The following is a 17,874-nucleotide window of genomic DNA, read 5'->3' as shown; positions in this document are numbered from 1 at the left end:
AAGCCCTATTAAAATATAAAAAGATGAATTATAAAAGTTTTTTATTAACCATGGTAACTGTTTTTACAGCTTCAAGCATGTTTGCTCAGGCAAATATATTGAATGCTAAATCACCCGAAGAAATAGGTGTAAGAACAGAAGCACAGATAGCAATTGATAATGATAAGCCACTGCCTTATGGTTATGTAGATGATAGAGATATTCTTTTTTCTAAAATGACCTGGGAGAAAATTGTTCTTGACGAACGTGCTAACTTCCCATTGTACTACCCTATTGACACAAATAACATTGGTAGTAATAGAAGGTCTCTTTATGATGTGCTTATGAAAAACATTAAAAATGGTAACATTGAAAGAATTTATGATGATTCTTATTTTACAACCCAAAGAACACTAAAAGATATTGAAGCTGCTTTAAGCAAAATTGATACTACTGAGTTAGGTATTGAACAGTTAAATGCAGGTGAAGAATTGTCGGCAGAATATATTAACAGACGTGATATTACTGCTGCAGATATTATGGAATATCGCGTTAAAGGGTTGTGGTATTTTGATAAGCGCCAATCTGAAATGAAATACAGGTTATTAGGAATAGCTCCTGTAGCACCAGATGTTAATTTTATAGATGAAGAAGAACCAGATCTAGTAGAATTATTTTGGGTCTTTTTACCAGACGCCAGAGAGGTATTACATGAAGCTAAATCGTTTAATAACGAGAATAGTGCCATTCCGTTCTCTTTTGATCATATTTTGAATTCCAGACGTTTTCATGGATATATATACAAAGAGGAAAATGTACAAGGGGATAGAAAAGTTAATGAGTATATCTCACAAAATGCTTTAATGCAATTATTGGAATCTGAAAGAATTAAGGATAAAATTAGAGATTTTGAACTAGATATGTGGACTTATTAACCACATAAGAATTTAGATAATTTTTAAGCCCACTTTTAGTGGGTTTTTTTTTGTTTAATTTGTCATACTGAGAGTACTCGGAACGGCTTTAAAATTTCTAAACTTCATATATTCGTAAAATGAAAGTAGATTGCATTGTGGTAGGCATTGGGTTAGCAGGGATTAACTTTTGCGAACAACTTAGAACTAATAGTAAAAACTTTATGGTTTTTGATAATAACTCTCAATTATCATCATTCGTTGCTGGAGGTTTATACAACCCAGTGGTCTTAAAACGTTTCACTAGTGTTTGGAAGGCCAAAGAGCAATTAGAATTAGCATTACCAGTATATGCTTCCCTTGAAAAGTTGTTAAGTGTTAAGTTAGATTATAAAATTCCTGTCTACAGAAAATTCACTTCAACCGAAGAACAAAATAATTGGTTTACAGCATCTGATAAGCCATTGCTTTCAGAGTATCTATCAGATACTATTATTAAAAACAATAATGATAGTTTAGAAGCTCCTTTTGGCTTTGGTGAGGTGTTTAATACTGGAAGAATTGATGTTAAAACTTTGATAGATTCATATAAGGGTTATTTGAAGGAGAAGAACAGGTTATTAGAAGAAGCCTTTGAATATGATATGTTAAAAATTGAAAAAGATAAAATTCAATATAAAAATATTGAATCAGAATACATCGTATTTGCCGAAGGTTTTGGAATTAAACACAATCCGTTTTTTAGTAATTTACCATTAGTACCCGCCAAAGGAGAATTATTAATTATTCATGCCCCGGAATTGAAAATAGATTTCGTGTTAAAGTCTGCAGCCTTTTTAATTCCTTTAGCGGATGATTTATATATTGTTGGAGCTACTTACGAATGGAATGATTTAACCAATAAAACATCATTAAAAGCTAAAGAGGAACTATTAGGAAAGCTCAAAAAACTAATTTCATGTGAGTTTGAAGTTATTCATCAAGTTGCAGGAGTGAGACCAACTGTAAAGGATAGAAGACCTTTGGTTGGTAGACATAATGAGTATAAAAATCTGTTTGTTTTAAATGGACTAGGAACACGTGGTGTTATGATTGGACCTTATGTAGCTAAACAGCTTTATAATTTTATTGAAAATAATATTGCTTTAGAAAATGAAATTGATATTAAAAGGTTTTATAGCTAAAACGTCTATTTTGTTAGCTGTTGAGGTTTTGTTATTTGATAACTGAATGAGAGGAGGTTGAAAAAAGCCACTCCCGAAAGCGTGACCCGTAAATGGTAATACCTAAGATTATTTCTTTACCAAACTTTCGTCATAATGCATAAAAAAGTTAATCCAAATATTTCTAGAAAGTCTCATTATAATTGGCATAAAAACTACTAAGGTGCCAACAATAGAAATAAAAGTAACTTGTAAACTAGCATTAAAAAACAGGTTGCTAATAACATAAGCAGCTACAGCAAAAGCAATTCCAACGGCATAACTTACGTACATGGCACCATAAAAAAATGAGGGCTCAATACGGTATTTAGTATCGCACTTAGAACACCGTTCGTTAATTTTCAAAGTATCTGAAATTATATAAGCATTTTTGTTGCTATACATAGATTCTTGGTGGCATTTTGGACAACAACCGGTTATAATACTATAAATCTTGGTTCCTTTTTTTAACATATAATTTAGTGTACTTTTGCTACCGTTCTAACAAAACAAAAGTAGTTTTAATAGTTTAATATTCTGTAACTAAAGTCACATTTCTATGCTTAACATACACAATCTTTCAATATCGTTTCAAGGTGAATATTTATTTGAAGATATAACCTTTAAACTAGGAAGTGGAGATAGAGTTGGGCTTATTGGAAAAAACGGTGCTGGTAAATCTACTATGCTTAAAATTTTATCGAAGGAGTTAGAGCCTGACTCTGGACAAATAGCTACAGATAAAACTCTGAAAATTGGTTTTTTAAAGCAGGATATTGATTTTATTTTTGGAAGAACGGTTTTAGAAGAGGCATATGAGGCCTTTACAGAAATCAAGAGTCTAGAGGTTAACATGGATGTTATTAATACCCAATTGGCAGAACGAACAGATTATGAAAGTGACGGATATCATCAGCTTATGGTTGATATTAATGATTTGCAGCATCAATATGAAATTTTAGGAGGGTATAATTATCAAGGCGATACAGAAAAAATATTGCAGGGGCTTGGTTTTAAGCGTGAAGATTTTGATAAGTTAACCGATACTTTTTCGGGAGGTTGGCGTATGCGTATTGAACTGGCAAAATTATTACTTCAAAATAATGATGTTTTACTTTTAGATGAGCCTACAAACCATCTGGATATTGAATCTATTATTTGGTTAGAAAACTTTTTGAAAAATTATTCTGGAGCTGTGGTTATAGTATCTCATGACAAAATGTTTTTGGATAATGTTACTAATAGAACTATTGAAATATCATTAGGGAGAATTTATGATTATCCTAAACCATATTCAAAATATTTGGTACTACGTGAAGAATTGAGAGAGCAACAATTGGCATCACAAAAAAATCAGCAAAAACAAATTGAACACACAGAAAAACTAATTGAAAAGTTCAGGGCTAAAGCTACTAAAGCTTCTATGGCGCAATCACTTATAAAAAAGCTAGATAAAATTGAGCGTATTGAGGTTGATGAAGATGATAACAGTGTCATGACGCTTAATTTTCCTGTTTCAGTAACACCAGGTAAAGTTGTTGTTGAGGCGTCAGCAGTTTCAAAGAATTATGGGGAAAAAGAAGTCTTGAAAAACATCAATTTATTAATTGAACGAGATAGTAAGACCGCCTTTGTGGGCCAGAATGGTCAAGGTAAATCAACCTTGGCTAAAATTATTGTTGGAGATATTAAGTTTGATGGCTCTCTAAAACTTGGGCATAATGTTCAGTTAGGGTATTTTGCTCAAAATCAAGCAGAGTACTTAGATGGTAACAAAACTGTTTTAGATACTATGATTGATGCTGCAAACGAAACCAACAGAAGCAAGGTACGCGATATTCTAGGGTCGTTTTTGTTTAGAGGAGAAGAGGTTGAAAAATATGTTAGAGTGCTGTCTGGAGGGGAGCGCAACAGATTAGCATTAGCTAAATTGATGTTGCAACCCTTTAATGTTTTGATAATGGATGAGCCCACAAATCATTTAGATATCAAGTCTAAAAACGTATTAAAAGAAGCTTTAAAACGCTACGAGGGGACTTTAATTCTAGTATCACATGACCGTGATTTTCTACAAGGATTGGCTAATAAGGTTTATGAGTTTAAAGATCAAAAAATAAAGGAATATTTAGGAGGTATAGATTATTATTTAGAACAGCGTCAAGTTGAGAGTTTAAGGGAGGTAGAAAAGCGTACCGTGACAAAAGAAGCGCCAAAAAAGAAGCCGAAAACGTCTTATGAAGATCAGAAAAAAATAAAGTCTTTAAAGAATAGATTAAGTAATATTGAAGCTAAAATTAGTGCCTTGGAAAAAGAAATAAAGACCATAGATTTAGAGCTTGAAATTAATTATGAAGAAGCTACTTCAAAACCCAATTTTTTTGATGTTTATCATAACAAGAAGTCAGATTTAGATACTTTAATGGAGCAATGGGAAAATATTCAATTGGAAATAGAAACTTTAAACGATTAGATTTAAGTTTTTTTTAACTACATTATGTTGGTGTAACAAATATATTTGTTTATCACCATCAAAACAACTCGCATGCGCAAAACCATACTTTCTGTAATAGGAATTTTACTTATGGTATTTTCCTTTTTGTTTGCAAAAAATCTTATAGCTAATAAAAACAAACCAAAACCATTTAGAGAAAAAGTTGTAAAAACGGTATTTACAGACACGGTTACAAATAAAACGGTAAAAATTGTAATTCCCGCAAGTGGTAGTTTGGTAGCAAAGCAACGTGTAGAACTTTATGCTGAAGTTCAGGGAGTTTTTAGATTTTCTAATGTGCTTTTTAGACCTGGACAAACATATAAGAAGGGGCAAGTTTTAATTCAAATAGACAACACTGAATATCGCGCTAGTGTTCAGGCTGCTAAAAGTAATTTGTACAATGCCATTACTGGAATAATGCCAGATTTAAGATTAGATTTTCCCGAAGTTTATCAAAAATGGCAAACCTATATCAATAAATTCGATTTAGATAAAACTACGCCAGAATTACCAAAAATGACTTCAGAAAAAGAGAACTATTTTATAAATGGACGTGGTATTGTTTCTAGCTACTATAATGTTAAAAATCTAGAGAAACGACTTTCAAAATATACTATTTCTGCACCTTTTTCGGGAATTCTAACAGAGGCTTTAGTAACAGAGGGGTCTTTAATACGTAATGGGCAAAAACTAGGAGAATTTATAAATCCATCGGTTTATGAGATGGAAGTGGCCTTGGCTAGTTCTTATGCAGATTTACTTAAAGTTGATGAAACCGTTGTATTGAATAGTCTAGACAAAACCACTACTTACAATGGCATCGTTTCAAGAGTTAATGGTAGTGTAGACCCAACTACACAAACCATAACTGTTTATATTGAAGTAAAAGATCCAAGCCTTAAAGAAGGTTTATTTTTAGAAGCAAATGTAAATGCTAAAGAAGAAGATGATGCTATTGAAATTGATAGGAACTTATTCTTAGAAACCAATGAGATTTATGTGGTTAGAGATAGCGTTTTAGATGTTATGGAAGCCAAACCGGTTTATTTCTCAGACTCAAAGGTGGTGCTAAAAAACGTACCTAATGGTACGGTAATCCTTAAAAAACCTGTTCCGGGTGCTTATGTAGGCATGTTAGTAAAACCTTTTGAAAAGAAATCAAAATCATGAGAAAGATAATAGCTTATTTTATCAAGTATCACGTAGCGGTTAATGTTTTTATCTTGGCTTTCTTTACGTTTGGTATTATTGGGATGTTATCACTTAGGTCATCCTTTTTTCCATTAGTTGAGTCTAAAATCATAACCATAAATGTTACATACCCTGGAGCATCTCCTCAGGAAATTGAAGAAGGTATAGTCCTTAAGATTGAAGATAATTTAAAAGGATTAAAAGGTGTTGAGCGTGTTACTTCAGTTTCTAGAGAAAACAGTGGGTCAATTACTGTAGAGATTGAGAAAGGTGAGAATATTGATTTCATGTTACTTGAAGTAAAGAATGCAGTCGATAGAGTGCCTTCTTTCCCTACTGGTATGGAACCGTTGGTGGTTGCAAAACGAGAAGAGGTTCGAGAAACTATATCGTTTGCTATTAGCGGAAAGAATATTCCCTTAGTTACTTTAAAACAACTTGGTAGACAAATAGAGAATGATTTAAGGGCTATAGAAGGCATTTCACAAATTGAGGTAAGTGGTTATCCAGAGGAGGAAATTGAAATAGCCGTTAATGAAACAAGTTTGTTAGCCTATGATCTCAGTTTTAATGAAGTTGCTCAGGCAGTAGCATCTGCCAATATTTTAGTAACAGGAGGAAATATAAAAACTAGTGCAGAAGAGTACTTAATTAGAGCCAACAACAAATCGTATTATGGTGATGAACTGTCAAATTTAATTATCAAAGCTTCTACTAATGGAAAAATAGTGCGACTCAAAGACGTTGCGATAATAAGGGACCGATTTTCTGAAACACCAAAAGTAAGTTATTTTAATCAGGAGTTAGCTGTTAATATTAGTATCACTAGTACAAATAATGAAGATTTAATATCAGCTGCAGAAAAGGTAAATGAATATATTGAAAGCTATAACCAGAGTTACAATAACGTAAGTTTAAAAGTAATTAGTGATCGTTCCATCCCTTTAAAACAACGTACCCAATTGTTAATGGAAAATGCCTTTGCAGGTGTTATTTTGGTGCTTATTTTTCTATCTCTTTTTCTAAATACACGACTAGCATTTTGGGTGGCATTTGGGCTCCCTATTTCATTTTTGGGTATGTTCATTTTTGCAAATCAGTTTGATGTTACAATAAACGTATTGTCCCTTTTCGGGATGATTATTGTTATTGGGATTTTAGTAGATGATGGTATCGTCATAGCTGAAAATATTTATCAGCATTATGAGGAAGGTAAAACACCTGTTCAAGCAGCTATTGATGGAACTATGGAGGTACTTCCTCCAGTAGTCTCAGCAATTATAACAACATTATTGGCATTTTCATTGTTTTTGTTTTTAGATAGCAGGATTGGTGAATTTTTTAGTGAAGTTTCTGTTGTGGTGATATTAACTTTATCTATTTCATTAGTTGAGGCATTGATTATTTTACCTGCGCATTTGGCTCATTCTAAAGCGTTGACTAAACCTAACGGAACTGTTACTACCTCAAAAATAAAGCTGTTCTTCTCTAAAATGAGACTCATAAATAAAATTGGTGACAGTATTATGTCTTTTCTTAGAGATAAAGTGTACAGTCCAACCATTCATTTTGTTTTAAATAATAAGTTACTTTCGCTTGGGTTTTTTATTACCCTACTCATTCTTACCTATGGATCAATTGGAGGTGGAATTATTGGTGTTACAAGATTTCCTTCCATAGCAAGTGATAGAATTAATGTTCAATTAGAAATGCCCAATGGCACCAATGAAAAGGTTACAGATTCTATTATTTCAATGATTGAAAATAAATCATTTCAAGTAAATAAAGAGTTTACTGAAAAGTATTTAAAGGGTACTGGAAAACAACTCTTTGAAAACACCATTTTAACTTTAAATAGTTCCTCAAGTGCCAGATTAGAAATTAATATGCTTCCCGGAGAAGAAAGACCTGACGAAATAAATGCAAGACTGGTGGCAAATAGGTTAAGGCAGGTAGTGGGACCAGTAATTGGCACAGAAAGCTTAATTTTTGGATCAGGAGGCAATTTTGGAGGAAGTCCAGTTTCAATTTCTTTATTAGGTAATAACGTTAAAGAATTGAAGGCTGCGAAAATAGAGCTTAAAAACCGATTGCAAACCAATCCACTTTTAAAAGATGTTGCTGACAATGACCCTGCAGGTATTAAAGAAATTAGCTTGCAGTTAAAAGAAAGTGCTTATCTGTTGGGATTAGATTTACGGACCGTTATGAGCCAAATTAGAGCTGGCTTTTTTGGAGCTCAAGCACAGCGCTTTCAAAGAGGACAAGATGAAATTCGTGTTTGGGTTCGATATGATAGAAGCAATCGGGAGTCGTTAAGAGATTTAGATGATATGCGTATTATTACACCGTTAGGAGAGCGTGTTACCTTAAAAGATATTGCTTTTTATAGTATTGAAAGGGGGGATGTTAGTATTAATCACTTACTGGGGCAACGAGAAATTCAGGTTACAGCAGATTTAAAGAATCCTAATGGAAGTGCTACCGATATTTTAAATGATATAAAGGAAGATGTTATTAAGGATATACAATCTAGGTATCCTACAATTACACCATCTTATGAAGGCCAAAATAGAGAAACGGTTAAGCTAGTAACCTCGTTAAAGAATGCGGGAATACCAATATTATTGCTCATTTATATCACGATTGCGTTTACATTTAGAAGTTACAGTCAACCGTTGTTGTTGATTATTTTAGTGCCACTTAGCTTAACATCTGTAGCTTGGGGGCATTGGTTGTTTAATTTTCCTTTAAGCACATTATCTCTCTTGGGTATTATTGCCTTAATAGGAATTATGGTTAATGATGGATTAGTACTTATAGGTAAATTCAATTCTAATCTAAAAAAAGGGATGCCTTTTGATTTAGCACTTTCAGAAGCTGGAAAATCTAGATTTAGAGCAATTTTTTTAACATCATTAACAACCATTGCAGGTTTAGCTCCATTATTATTAGAAAAAAGTAGGCAAGCACAATTTTTGAAGCCTATGGCAATTTCAATTTCATTTGGTATTGGTTATGCAACAATTTTAACGCTATTAGTATTGCCATTGTTCTTGGCATTTAGTAATGATATTAAAAAGAATATAAAGTGGTTAGTAACCGGTAAGTCTGTAACCAAGGAAGAAGTAGAACGTGCTATAATAGAACAAAAGGAAACACATGAAAGTTAGATTTATATTTTTTAGTATTTCACTAATACATAGTATATGTTTGTTTTCTCAGGAAATTATAACACCCAAAGAAGCTATAAGTTTAGCTTTAGAGCATAATTATGGTATAAAAATAGCTAACAATCAAGTTGAGGTAGCAAAAAATAATGCTAACATTCTTAATTCAGGTTACCTGCCTACACTTACAGGAAATGCAAATGCTTCAATTGATAGACAAAATACAGAGGGTCAACTTGCTAATGGAGACACCCGTGTGGCTACAGGAGCAGAGACAAGACGATACAATGCATCAATAAATTTAAATTATGTTTTGTTTGATGGTTTAGGAAGAAGCTACAACTATAAGCAGTTAAAAGAAAGCCAGCAACTAACAGAATTACAAGCACGTGAAACCATTGAAAACACTATTCTGCAGCTTTTTACTGTATATTACAATGTGGCAGAGTTAGAGGAGAACACCAATTCAATAATCCAAGCCCTAGAAATTTCAAGAGATAGAGTAGTTAGAGCAAAGTATCAATTCGATTATGGACAAGAGACAAAGTTAGCTCTTTTAAATGCTGAAGTAGATATTAATAATGATAGTATCAATTTGATGAATGCAGAACAACAGCTGAAAAATTTCAAAAGAGATTTAAATTTGGTTTTGGGAAATACATTACCAGATAATTTTGATATTGATACAGAAGTTGAGTTCAATCAGCTTATGAATAAAGCAGAACTTTTAGAAAAGGCCAAAGTTTATAACACAGCTTTACAGCAAATTGAGAAAAATATTAAAATCAATTCTTTGATTGTAAAATCTGAAAAATCAGCTTACCTACCTACAGTTGGATTAACAGGAAGCTATGGCTGGAATGAGTCTAATAATAACAGTCCTTTAGCTTTTGTGCTTCAAAACACAAATTCTGGTTTTTCTGGAGGTTTAAACTTAACCTGGAACTTATTTGATGGCGGAAATACTATAACAAGGGTTAAAAACGCAAAGATAAACTTAGAGACTCAAAATATTCAAAAAGAAGAATTTTTGGTAACATTAGAAAGGGATTTCAATAACGCCTGGGAAGATTATCAAAATAAATTAGCAATTTTTAGACTTCAAGAAGATAATATTAAAACCTCACAGAATAATTTTGACAGAACCCATGAAAAATTCAAACTTGGCCAGTTAAACTCGATAGAGTTTAGGCAAGCTCAAATAAATCTTTTAAGAGCTACATTAACTAAAAATCAAGCAAAATATGCTGCTAAAATCGCAGAGTTACAATTGCTTAAAATTAGTGGTGAAATTTTAAATGTTGATTTCTAGAGATTTTCTTTAAAGATGCCCTTTTCTAATTAATTTTTTGTATTTCATCGAAAGTCATTTGTTAAAATTTTATGCTTTTCATCGATAAAAATAGTTTTTAAACCTGTTTTGGCTTAGTTTCGTGATAGAATTAATCCCAAATCTATTCTATAATGAAAACCTTAAAGCTAATAGTGGTTTGTTTATTAACAACTACTTTTTCATTTGCTAATATTTCTTTAACCGAGAAAGACGCCCTTATTGCATTGTATAACTCAACCCAAGGAACCCAATGGAATACCCAATGGGATTTAAACGCCGATATTAGTTCTTGGTATGGTGTAACTATTGAAGATAATAAAGTGGTAGAAATAAGTTTGCCATTTAATAACCTACAAGGGCAATTACCTCACGAAATTGGAAATTTTTCTAGTTTAAAGAAATTAAATCTAGGATTTAATAAAATATCTGGAAGCATACCTACTTCATTAAGTAATTTAAAATCATTAACTTCATTGGAGTTGTTTATGAATGCTTTTGAGGGGAACATTCCATCAGAGTTGGGTCAATTAGAAAGTTTAGAATCTTTAAAATTGTATAGCAACAAGTTAGACGGAGAGATCCCAAGCTCACTTATGGGGCTAACAAATTTAAAAGAGCTTTTATTGGGGAGTAATTTTTTAACAGGTACTATCCCAACAGATATTTATGCCTTGTCTAAATTGCAAAAGTTGAGTCTTATGGATAATAAATTAGAAGGAGAAATTCCTGTTGAAATTGCACAATTAACTGATTTAGAAGAATTGTTGTTATCTACAAACAAGTTAACAGGAGATCTGCCTTTAGAATTTATGAATTTAACCAAGTTAACAACAATAATGGTTAGTGATAATAATTTGAATCAAGAGTATATAAGTGTTTCAGGGAAAAACCCTCCAAGCATGATGATATTGCCATCGCAAAGAGCAACAGCTTCTATGGATATTGAAAAAGAATAATTCAAAGTAATACTTTTATAAAGTTTATAAAAAAGTGACTATTTTGTAGTCACTTTTTTGTTTTATTATGATTGAGCATTATTTTACATGCCCGTATTGTTGGCAAGTCATATCTGTTTTAATAGATAGCTCCATTCAAAACCAAAATTATATAGAAGACTGTGAGGTTTGTTGTAACCCAATTGCCATTTCATTTCAAATTTATAATTCAGATATCTCAGGCTTTCAGGCAGATAGCCTAAAGCAGTAATATTTTCATCAATATGCTTGTTAAAACTAAAAAGGATTGTATATTTGCAGTCCACATCGCGGGATAGAGCAGTAGGTAGCTCGTCGGGCTCATAACCCGAAGGTCACTGGTTCGAGTCCAGTTCCCGCTACGAAACCAGACGCATCATCTAAATAGTATGATGCGTTTTTTTTGATACTTACTAATTGTTATACAGAAAATATGTTGCTGTATTTATTTTATTCCTTATTTAATTTTTCTGAGTGATAAATGTTCGTGTTTTAAATATTTTTAAAAGGTATTATTTACGTAGACTCTGTCTGTAGTTCCTTGGTGACTTTTCCATGAAGTTTTTAAAAATTCTAGAAAAATAAAGTGGGTCCTCATAACCTACTTTAAAGCTAATTTCCTTGATACTTAAATCAGTATAATTTAAAAGCTCGCAGGCTTTTTGTACTTTCTTTAAATTAAAGAAAACTAAAAGAGGATATCCTGTTTTTGCCTTAAACTTAGTGTGTAAATAAGATTTGGAGTAATTAAACTTAGATGCTATTTCGTCTAGAGTAAATTTTTTATCTAGATTATTTAGTAAATATTTTATAATTGAATTTACTGTAGTATCATCACTATTACTTTTAATGTTATATTCAAAATCATGGTAAATAAAATTACTGATAAAGTTTAAAGATAGAAGATTTGCATATTCTATGTGGTTCTCTAAATAAGTGCTGTTAAAAAGATTAAATATTTTTTCAAAAGAATTAATTCTATCAATAGAAAAAGGGATGTTTTTGTAGTTCTTAGTTTGGGTACTTTCATATCTTTTGTAAAGCTTATCTGCTAGAGGACCGTTAAAGTGAAACCAATAAATACTCCATGGGTCATTGTCATAGGCTCTATATTCATGTTTTACTTTTTTGGGTATTATAAAAAACTGGTTTGGATTTACTTCAGTTCTTTCATCATTTATATAAATCTCTCCTTTACCTTTTGTACAGTAAATAAAAATATATTGGTTGGCCCCTTTCTTTCTCATTCTATAATGATGATGAGCCCTTGGGTAATACCCTAAGTCGCTAACGTAAAAGTTTTTGGTGATGTCATTGGTTCTTGAGATATTAATGATTGATCTGTGGAATGCAATCATTTTTTGGCCAATAAACCCTTCTTTTAAAGTTAAATCTTCGATTGAATATGATTCAGTTTTTTTAGTCATGTATTTATAGATATCAAATATTAACTGTAGGTCTTTTGTGAAAAGATAAAGAGGTTACATAGACTTAAAGTTAATAAAATTATGAATAGATTGTTAGTAATTAGTTTGTTATTAGCTCATCAAAATCTTCCTTGTTATTTTGTTAAAAAAATGAAATTCGATACAATGTTCAAATGGATTGATATAATCCTAAGTTCATGATACAAGCTAAGTAATCAATAGAGGGTGCTATTTTGTTTATATATATTAAGTTGTTTTCATTTTCTTGTTAAAATTTAAGCTTTTTTACAAAAATAGAAATATTATCCATGTTTTAGGTTTTTACGTCTATTGTTTAAAGGTCTTTAGATTGTAATTTTGTAATAATGTAGTGTGTAAAATGATTATTTCGTAATTTTATTACATTACATAGAGTAATATGTATAGTGTAATGGTAAAAACAGTGAAAGGTTATTTTTTATAAATAATAAAATTATCCTTGTTTTAATCTACTCATCATAATTATTCAATTTTCACCAACATAGTGCAAGCTAATTTTATAACTAAACTCGATAATACATTAAAAATGAAAACAATTAAAACAAAACTAGTTGTCCTTACAGGATTTTTAACCATGTTATTAGGATGTGGTGATGACGATTCGGTTAATGTAGATTCAATACCGGAATTCCAGTCGTTGATTCAGCAGGTTTCTTCACTGCCCGGAGAAGAATTTCTTTTTGAAGGCATTGTAACAGACCCAGCAGGTATTAAATCTGTCAATTTTAAGTACGAAGCGTGGTTTTTAGATAAAACCATCATGAAAGATTCTTTGCCTGAAACTTATACAATTTCATATAAGTTTAAGGTACCAGATGATGCCACAGAATTTAGCGTTCATACCATACCTGTTACTATTACAAATGCTGGTAATATAGCATCAACAAAAGAGGTGGTGGTAACTTTAGATAAAGATATTGCTGCACCTTCAATAAACATAAATTCTCCTGTTAACGGAGCAACTATTTTAATTGGTGATGGCGATGAAGTTAATTTAGATATTGATTTAGCAGATAGAGAACTGGCTGAATTAAAAATTGAAAGTGATCTTTTGAATGAAACTATTCCGTTATCTGGAGCTTCTTATAATTATAGTAATTCTATTAATGTGACCGATGAGGGAGATTATGAGTTTATAATTACTGTTACAGATGCTACTGGAAATGAGGCTACGGCGAGTGTATCTGTAAGCGTGGTAAGTGATTTGCAGTTTAATGCTATGTATTTAACTGATGAAACTAGCGATGCTTCATTAAATCAAGATATTTTTGGTATACCATTTAGTACCGTAGGTAGTCAATTATCTGGTGAAAGTGGGTACGTGTTCACAGGGCGTTATTATTCTACTGCTGCTAATTCAGAAGTTCGTTTTGTTCCACAACAAGGTTCCTTTAAGCCTTTTACTTTTGGAGCAGATCCAAGTAATCCAGGAAAATTATTGTTAGGTCAGGATGAAACCATAGACCCAATTATTATTCCTGGGGTAGGTTATTATGAGGTGAGCATGGATATTAGAGATCTTTCTTATTCAGTGACACCATATACACCAACAGATGCTACTTTTGATCAAGTTTATATTATAGGAAGAGGTATTTATATTGATGCTACAACATCTACTTGTACCAATAATACCGATGGCAGTACGCAGTGTTGGAATTTCAGATCGGGTAAGCCTTTTACCCAAGATGCAAATAATGATTATTTGTGGACTATCGATGTAACCTTACAAGATCAGCCTAATGATGAGGGGGCTAATGGTTATATACTAAATGCAAACCCATCTGGATGGGCACCATTCTGGAGAACAAATCCTGATGATAGATCACAAACAATTCCTGGTGGTGGGTCAAACTATGTGTTTGAGGATAGTGCCTTGAATAAAGACTATACGTTTATTTTCGATACTCATCTAAATCGAATTATTGCCAGAGAGAGATAGAATTATAAGGATGTATTGAGAACGCTTGTTTTCTGAGCGTTCTCGATTTTCTATGTGTGTTAGAGATTTTTCAATAAGCCTTTAAGGTAATTATTGGTCAAATGTCCTAACCTAATTTCACTAAATTAAATTAATAACAACCAAACATTAAAAAGCAAATTAAATGAAACAAATAGCTTTAATTGCGTTCAGTATGTTGTGCATCAGTTTTACAATGATGGCTCAAAATACTGTAAAAGGAACTATTACAGACGAACAGGGGCAACCAGTGCCCGGTGTTAACGTCCTTGAGAAAAATACATCCAATGGATTTGTATCTGATTTTGATGGAAATTATACCATAACTGTTGAGGATAACGCTACATTAGTTTTTAGCTATGTAGGCTTTAAAACACAAGAGGTATCAGTAGACAATAGAAGTAATATAGATATTACACTAGTCGCTGATAATGAACAGCTAGACGAAATTGTAGTTATTGGTTATGGGGCTGTAAAACGCGATAGAATTGCTACCTCAATGGCTTCTGTAGATGGAGATGAGATCGCAAAGCAAGTTGCTAGTAACCCTGCGGAAGCCCTTCAAGGTAGAGCTGCAGGTGTGCAAGTATTGTCCTCTGGTGGGTCTCCTGGAGCCTCACCTCAAATATTGATACGTGGTATTACCACAGGAGGTTTAAATACGGCTCCTTTAATTGTCATAGATGGTGTTTTGCAACCTAATGGTACCTCACTAAATGCTATTAATTCGCAAGATATTAAAAGTATGGATATCTTAAAAGATGCTGCAGCAACTGCTATTTATGGGTCCAGAGCATCTAACGGTGTGGTTTTAATAACTACAAAACGAGGAGAATCAGGTAAAACCACTATCAATTTTGATGTGAATTATGGTGTTCAAGGTTGGGATAAAATTGAGGTAGCAGATGCACCAGAGTATGTTCAAATTTGGAATACAAGAAGGTTAAACGATGATCCAAATGCTACCAATTTATTGGATCCGAATGAATTTGGAGAAGGAACAGATTGGTGGGATGAAGTAGTAGAAGACTTTGCGCCAGTTATTAATGCTAACATTCGTGCTTCAGGAGGTAGCGATAAAATTAAGTATGCAGCAAGTGTTAGTTTTTTTGATCAGCAATCTAATTACAGTAAAGGTTGGTATCAAAGAGTTACTGGGCGTTTTAATGTAGATTTTAAGATATCTGACAAAATAAATTTAAAACAAGATTTAAGCCCAAGAGTAGAGCGTTGGGAAAATACACCAAACCTTTTGTTTAATGTTCTTAGGGTAGATCCAACTATCCCTGTATTTATACCTCAAAGCGAGCGTGTAGGACGAAATATCTATAGTATCTATGCGTTACCAGAAAGAAATCTTGTGTCTAATCCTGTGGGTCAATTAGCTAGACAGTTTACAGATAATAGTTTTTTTGGGTTGTTTTCTAATACCCAACTAGATTTTCAAATAAATTCTAAGCTTAAATTTACATCACAGCTGGGTCTTAATTTTGATGCTTACACATGGGAAACATTTAATCCTACGTTTTTTATTGGTCCTAACAGGCAAAGGGAAATTAATGTTTATGAAAAAAATGTGACCCAAAGTTTTGATTATGTAATAAATAACACCATTACGTATGAGAATACGTTTCATGATAAGCATTATCTGAACTTACTTGGTGGTGTATTATTTGATTCTACCAATTCTAATTTTCTTCGTGCATCTAGAGATGGTATTCCTAGTGATACTAATGAAAACCTATGGCAGTTAAATGCAGCCGTTGGAGAAACCATTAGAGCAACAGGTAATCAAAGTACTGCCAACATACTTTCTGGGGTCTTTAGAACGATTTATAGTTTTGATAATAAATATACCTTAAATGCCTCTGTAAGGGTAGATCAGTCATCAAGATTCCCAAAAGATGGTAGAACAGGTATTTTCTCTAGTGCTTCTTTAGCTTGGGATGTGGATTCTGAAGATTGGTTTAAAAGTGAAACCATTAACAACCTGAGATTTAAAGTTGGGGTAGGGGAAGTTGGAAACCAAAATATTCGGATTGATGGTCAATTTTTTTCCATTGGTTCCGATTTTTCAGTTTTAGGGGGACAGGCTGTTGTTTCAAATTTCTTATCTCAAGCTGGGAATGAAGATTTAAAATGGGAAACGGTTCGGGATAAAAACTTTGGAGTAGATTTAGGTTTTCTTAATAATGCTTTAACGCTTTCAGCAGAGTATTATATTAAAACTTCAGAGGATTTATTGTTTAGTGTAGAATTGCCTAACTATACTGGAATACCTGGTACGGTAGATCAGAATGTAGGTAGTTTTGAATCCAAAGGTATTGACATTGCTCTTGGGTACAATAAGCAATGGGATGATTTTTCACTAGGTGTTAATTTAACATTATCAACTGGCGACAGTAAGGCCGTAGAATTGGCACCAGGAAACGAAATTATTCTAGGGCTTAAAAGAGAAACCTTAGGTAATAGATTTGTTAAAATTACGGAGTTAGGTCAAACGGTTGGGTTATTCCAAGGGTATGAAACTGCTGGAATTTTTCAAAACCAAACTGAGTTGAATTCTCATACATCGGAAGATGGTACTATCATTCAACCCAATGCTCAGATTGGAGACTTGCGTTATGTGGATCAAAATGGTGATGGTGTGTTAAATGACGATGATCTAACAATCATAGGTAATCCCTTCCCTGATTTTTATGGAGGATTAAATGTAAATATGCAGTATAAAAAGTTTGACATGTCTATGCAGTGGTATGGGACTTTTGGCAATGATGTATATAATGCTAATTTAGAGTATAATAGATCGAGTAATCAAAATCTCAATGTACTGGCTGGAACTGCAGATGTTGTTTGGTCGCCAACCAACACAGGGGCTAGATTTCCGAGATTAACTGATGCTGATCCAAACGGAAATTACCAAAACCCCTCTGATTTATTTATTGAAGATGGGTCATATTTAAGATTGCGAAACATTCAATTTGGTTATAATTTTGATGTAAAAGGGTTTTCAAGATGCCGTTTGTATGTTTCTGGACAAAATTTAATAACAATTACTAATTACACTGGTTTTGACCCAGAGGTTCAGAATCAGCCCAGAGGAGTAAATATCATTGATGCTCTTGGTGTAGATTTTGGAAGAAATCCTGTGGCTAAGACATATTTAATAGGACTAAATTTAACTTTATAAGATT

The 17,874-nt window shown here is 32.6% G+C and carries 12 protein-coding genes and 1 tRNA gene; 11 read left to right on the top strand and 2 right to left on the bottom strand.

All coding sequences use genetic code 11. The annotated features are described in order from the left end of the window. Window positions 1–23: 23 nt before the first annotated feature. Both porN and E1J38_RS06045 read left to right on the top strand, forming a co-directional pair. Window positions 24–914: a type IX secretion system ring subunit PorN/GldN gene (porN, locus tag E1J38_RS06050; protein WP_133356276.1), complete on the top strand. Its 891-nt coding sequence runs from the start codon at window positions 24–26 to the stop codon at window positions 912–914. Between the two features lie 119 nt (window positions 915–1,033). Beyond that, entirely contained in the window at window positions 1,034–2,077 is a 1,044-nt protein-coding gene (locus tag E1J38_RS06045; RefSeq protein WP_133356275.1) for an NAD(P)/FAD-dependent oxidoreductase, read from the top strand. Window positions 2,078–2,185: 108 nt separating this feature from the next. On the opposite strand, the gene E1J38_RS06040 is transcribed toward E1J38_RS06045, so the two are convergent. Then, the gene (locus E1J38_RS06040) at window positions 2,186–2,569 is read right to left on the bottom strand and encodes a DUF983 domain-containing protein (protein ID WP_133356274.1); all 384 of its coding nucleotides are present in this window, start codon (window positions 2,567–2,569) and stop codon (window positions 2,186–2,188) included. 85 nt (window positions 2,570–2,654) lie between these two features. Between E1J38_RS06040 and E1J38_RS06035 the strand changes: the two genes are divergently transcribed. The 7 genes from E1J38_RS06035 (at window position 2,655) to E1J38_RS06005 (ending at window position 11,619) form a co-directional block, all read left to right on the top strand. Next, window positions 2,655–4,565: an ABC-F family ATP-binding cassette domain-containing protein gene (locus E1J38_RS06035; RefSeq protein WP_133356273.1), complete on the top strand. Its 1,911-nt coding sequence runs from the start codon at window positions 2,655–2,657 to the stop codon at window positions 4,563–4,565. A 72-nt stretch (window positions 4,566–4,637) separates the two neighbouring features. Continuing rightward, entirely contained in the window at window positions 4,638–5,759 is a 1,122-nt protein-coding gene (locus E1J38_RS06030; RefSeq protein WP_133356272.1) for an efflux RND transporter periplasmic adaptor subunit, read from the top strand. Continuing rightward, the gene (locus E1J38_RS06025; protein ID WP_133356271.1) at window positions 5,756–8,953 is read left to right on the top strand and encodes an efflux RND transporter permease subunit; all 3,198 of its coding nucleotides are present in this window, start codon (window positions 5,756–5,758) and stop codon (window positions 8,951–8,953) included. The genes E1J38_RS06030 and E1J38_RS06025 overlap by 4 nt, the downstream gene beginning before the upstream one ends. Continuing rightward, a complete protein-coding gene (locus tag E1J38_RS06020) occupies window positions 8,943–10,262 on the top strand; it encodes a TolC family protein (RefSeq protein ID WP_133356270.1) in 1,320 nt (439 codons plus the stop codon). Before E1J38_RS06025 ends, E1J38_RS06020 begins: the two co-directional genes overlap by 11 nt. Window positions 10,263–10,414: 152 nt before the next feature. Continuing rightward, entirely contained in the window at window positions 10,415–11,239 is an 825-nt protein-coding gene (locus tag E1J38_RS06015) for a Two component regulator three Y domain protein (protein WP_133356269.1), read from the top strand. A gap of 67 nt (window positions 11,240–11,306) precedes the next feature. Next, window positions 11,307–11,489, top strand: a complete 183-nt coding sequence (locus E1J38_RS06010; protein ID WP_133356268.1) for a CPXCG motif-containing cysteine-rich protein — start codon at window positions 11,307–11,309, stop codon at window positions 11,487–11,489. 57 nt (window positions 11,490–11,546) lie between these two features. Then, window positions 11,547–11,619 (top strand) — tRNA-Met (locus tag E1J38_RS06005). A 150-nt stretch (window positions 11,620–11,769) separates the two neighbouring features. Here E1J38_RS06005 and E1J38_RS06000 read toward each other — a convergent pair. After that, complete coding sequence (locus E1J38_RS06000; RefSeq protein ID WP_133356267.1) at window positions 11,770–12,684, bottom strand: AraC family transcriptional regulator; 915 nt, start codon at window positions 12,682–12,684, stop codon at window positions 11,770–11,772. A gap of 565 nt (window positions 12,685–13,249) precedes the next feature. Between E1J38_RS06000 and E1J38_RS05995 the strand changes: the two genes are divergently transcribed. Together E1J38_RS05995 and E1J38_RS05990 are read left to right on the top strand one after the other, a co-directional pair. Beyond that, the gene (locus tag E1J38_RS05995; protein WP_133356266.1) at window positions 13,250–14,662 is read left to right on the top strand and encodes a hypothetical protein; all 1,413 of its coding nucleotides are present in this window, start codon (window positions 13,250–13,252) and stop codon (window positions 14,660–14,662) included. A gap of 163 nt (window positions 14,663–14,825) precedes the next feature. Further along, window positions 14,826–17,870, top strand: coding sequence for a SusC/RagA family TonB-linked outer membrane protein (locus E1J38_RS05990; RefSeq protein WP_133356265.1), 3,045 nt, complete (start codon window positions 14,826–14,828; stop codon window positions 17,868–17,870). Window positions 17,871–17,874 lie beyond the last annotated feature (4 nt).

The organism is Seonamhaeicola sediminis (assembly GCF_004358095.2).
Taxonomy (GTDB): Bacteria; Bacteroidota; Bacteroidia; order Flavobacteriales; family Flavobacteriaceae; genus Seonamhaeicola; species Seonamhaeicola sediminis.
The sequence above is the reverse complement of the archived record's forward strand: the minus strand, read 5'-3'. Positions and strand labels throughout refer to the sequence as shown.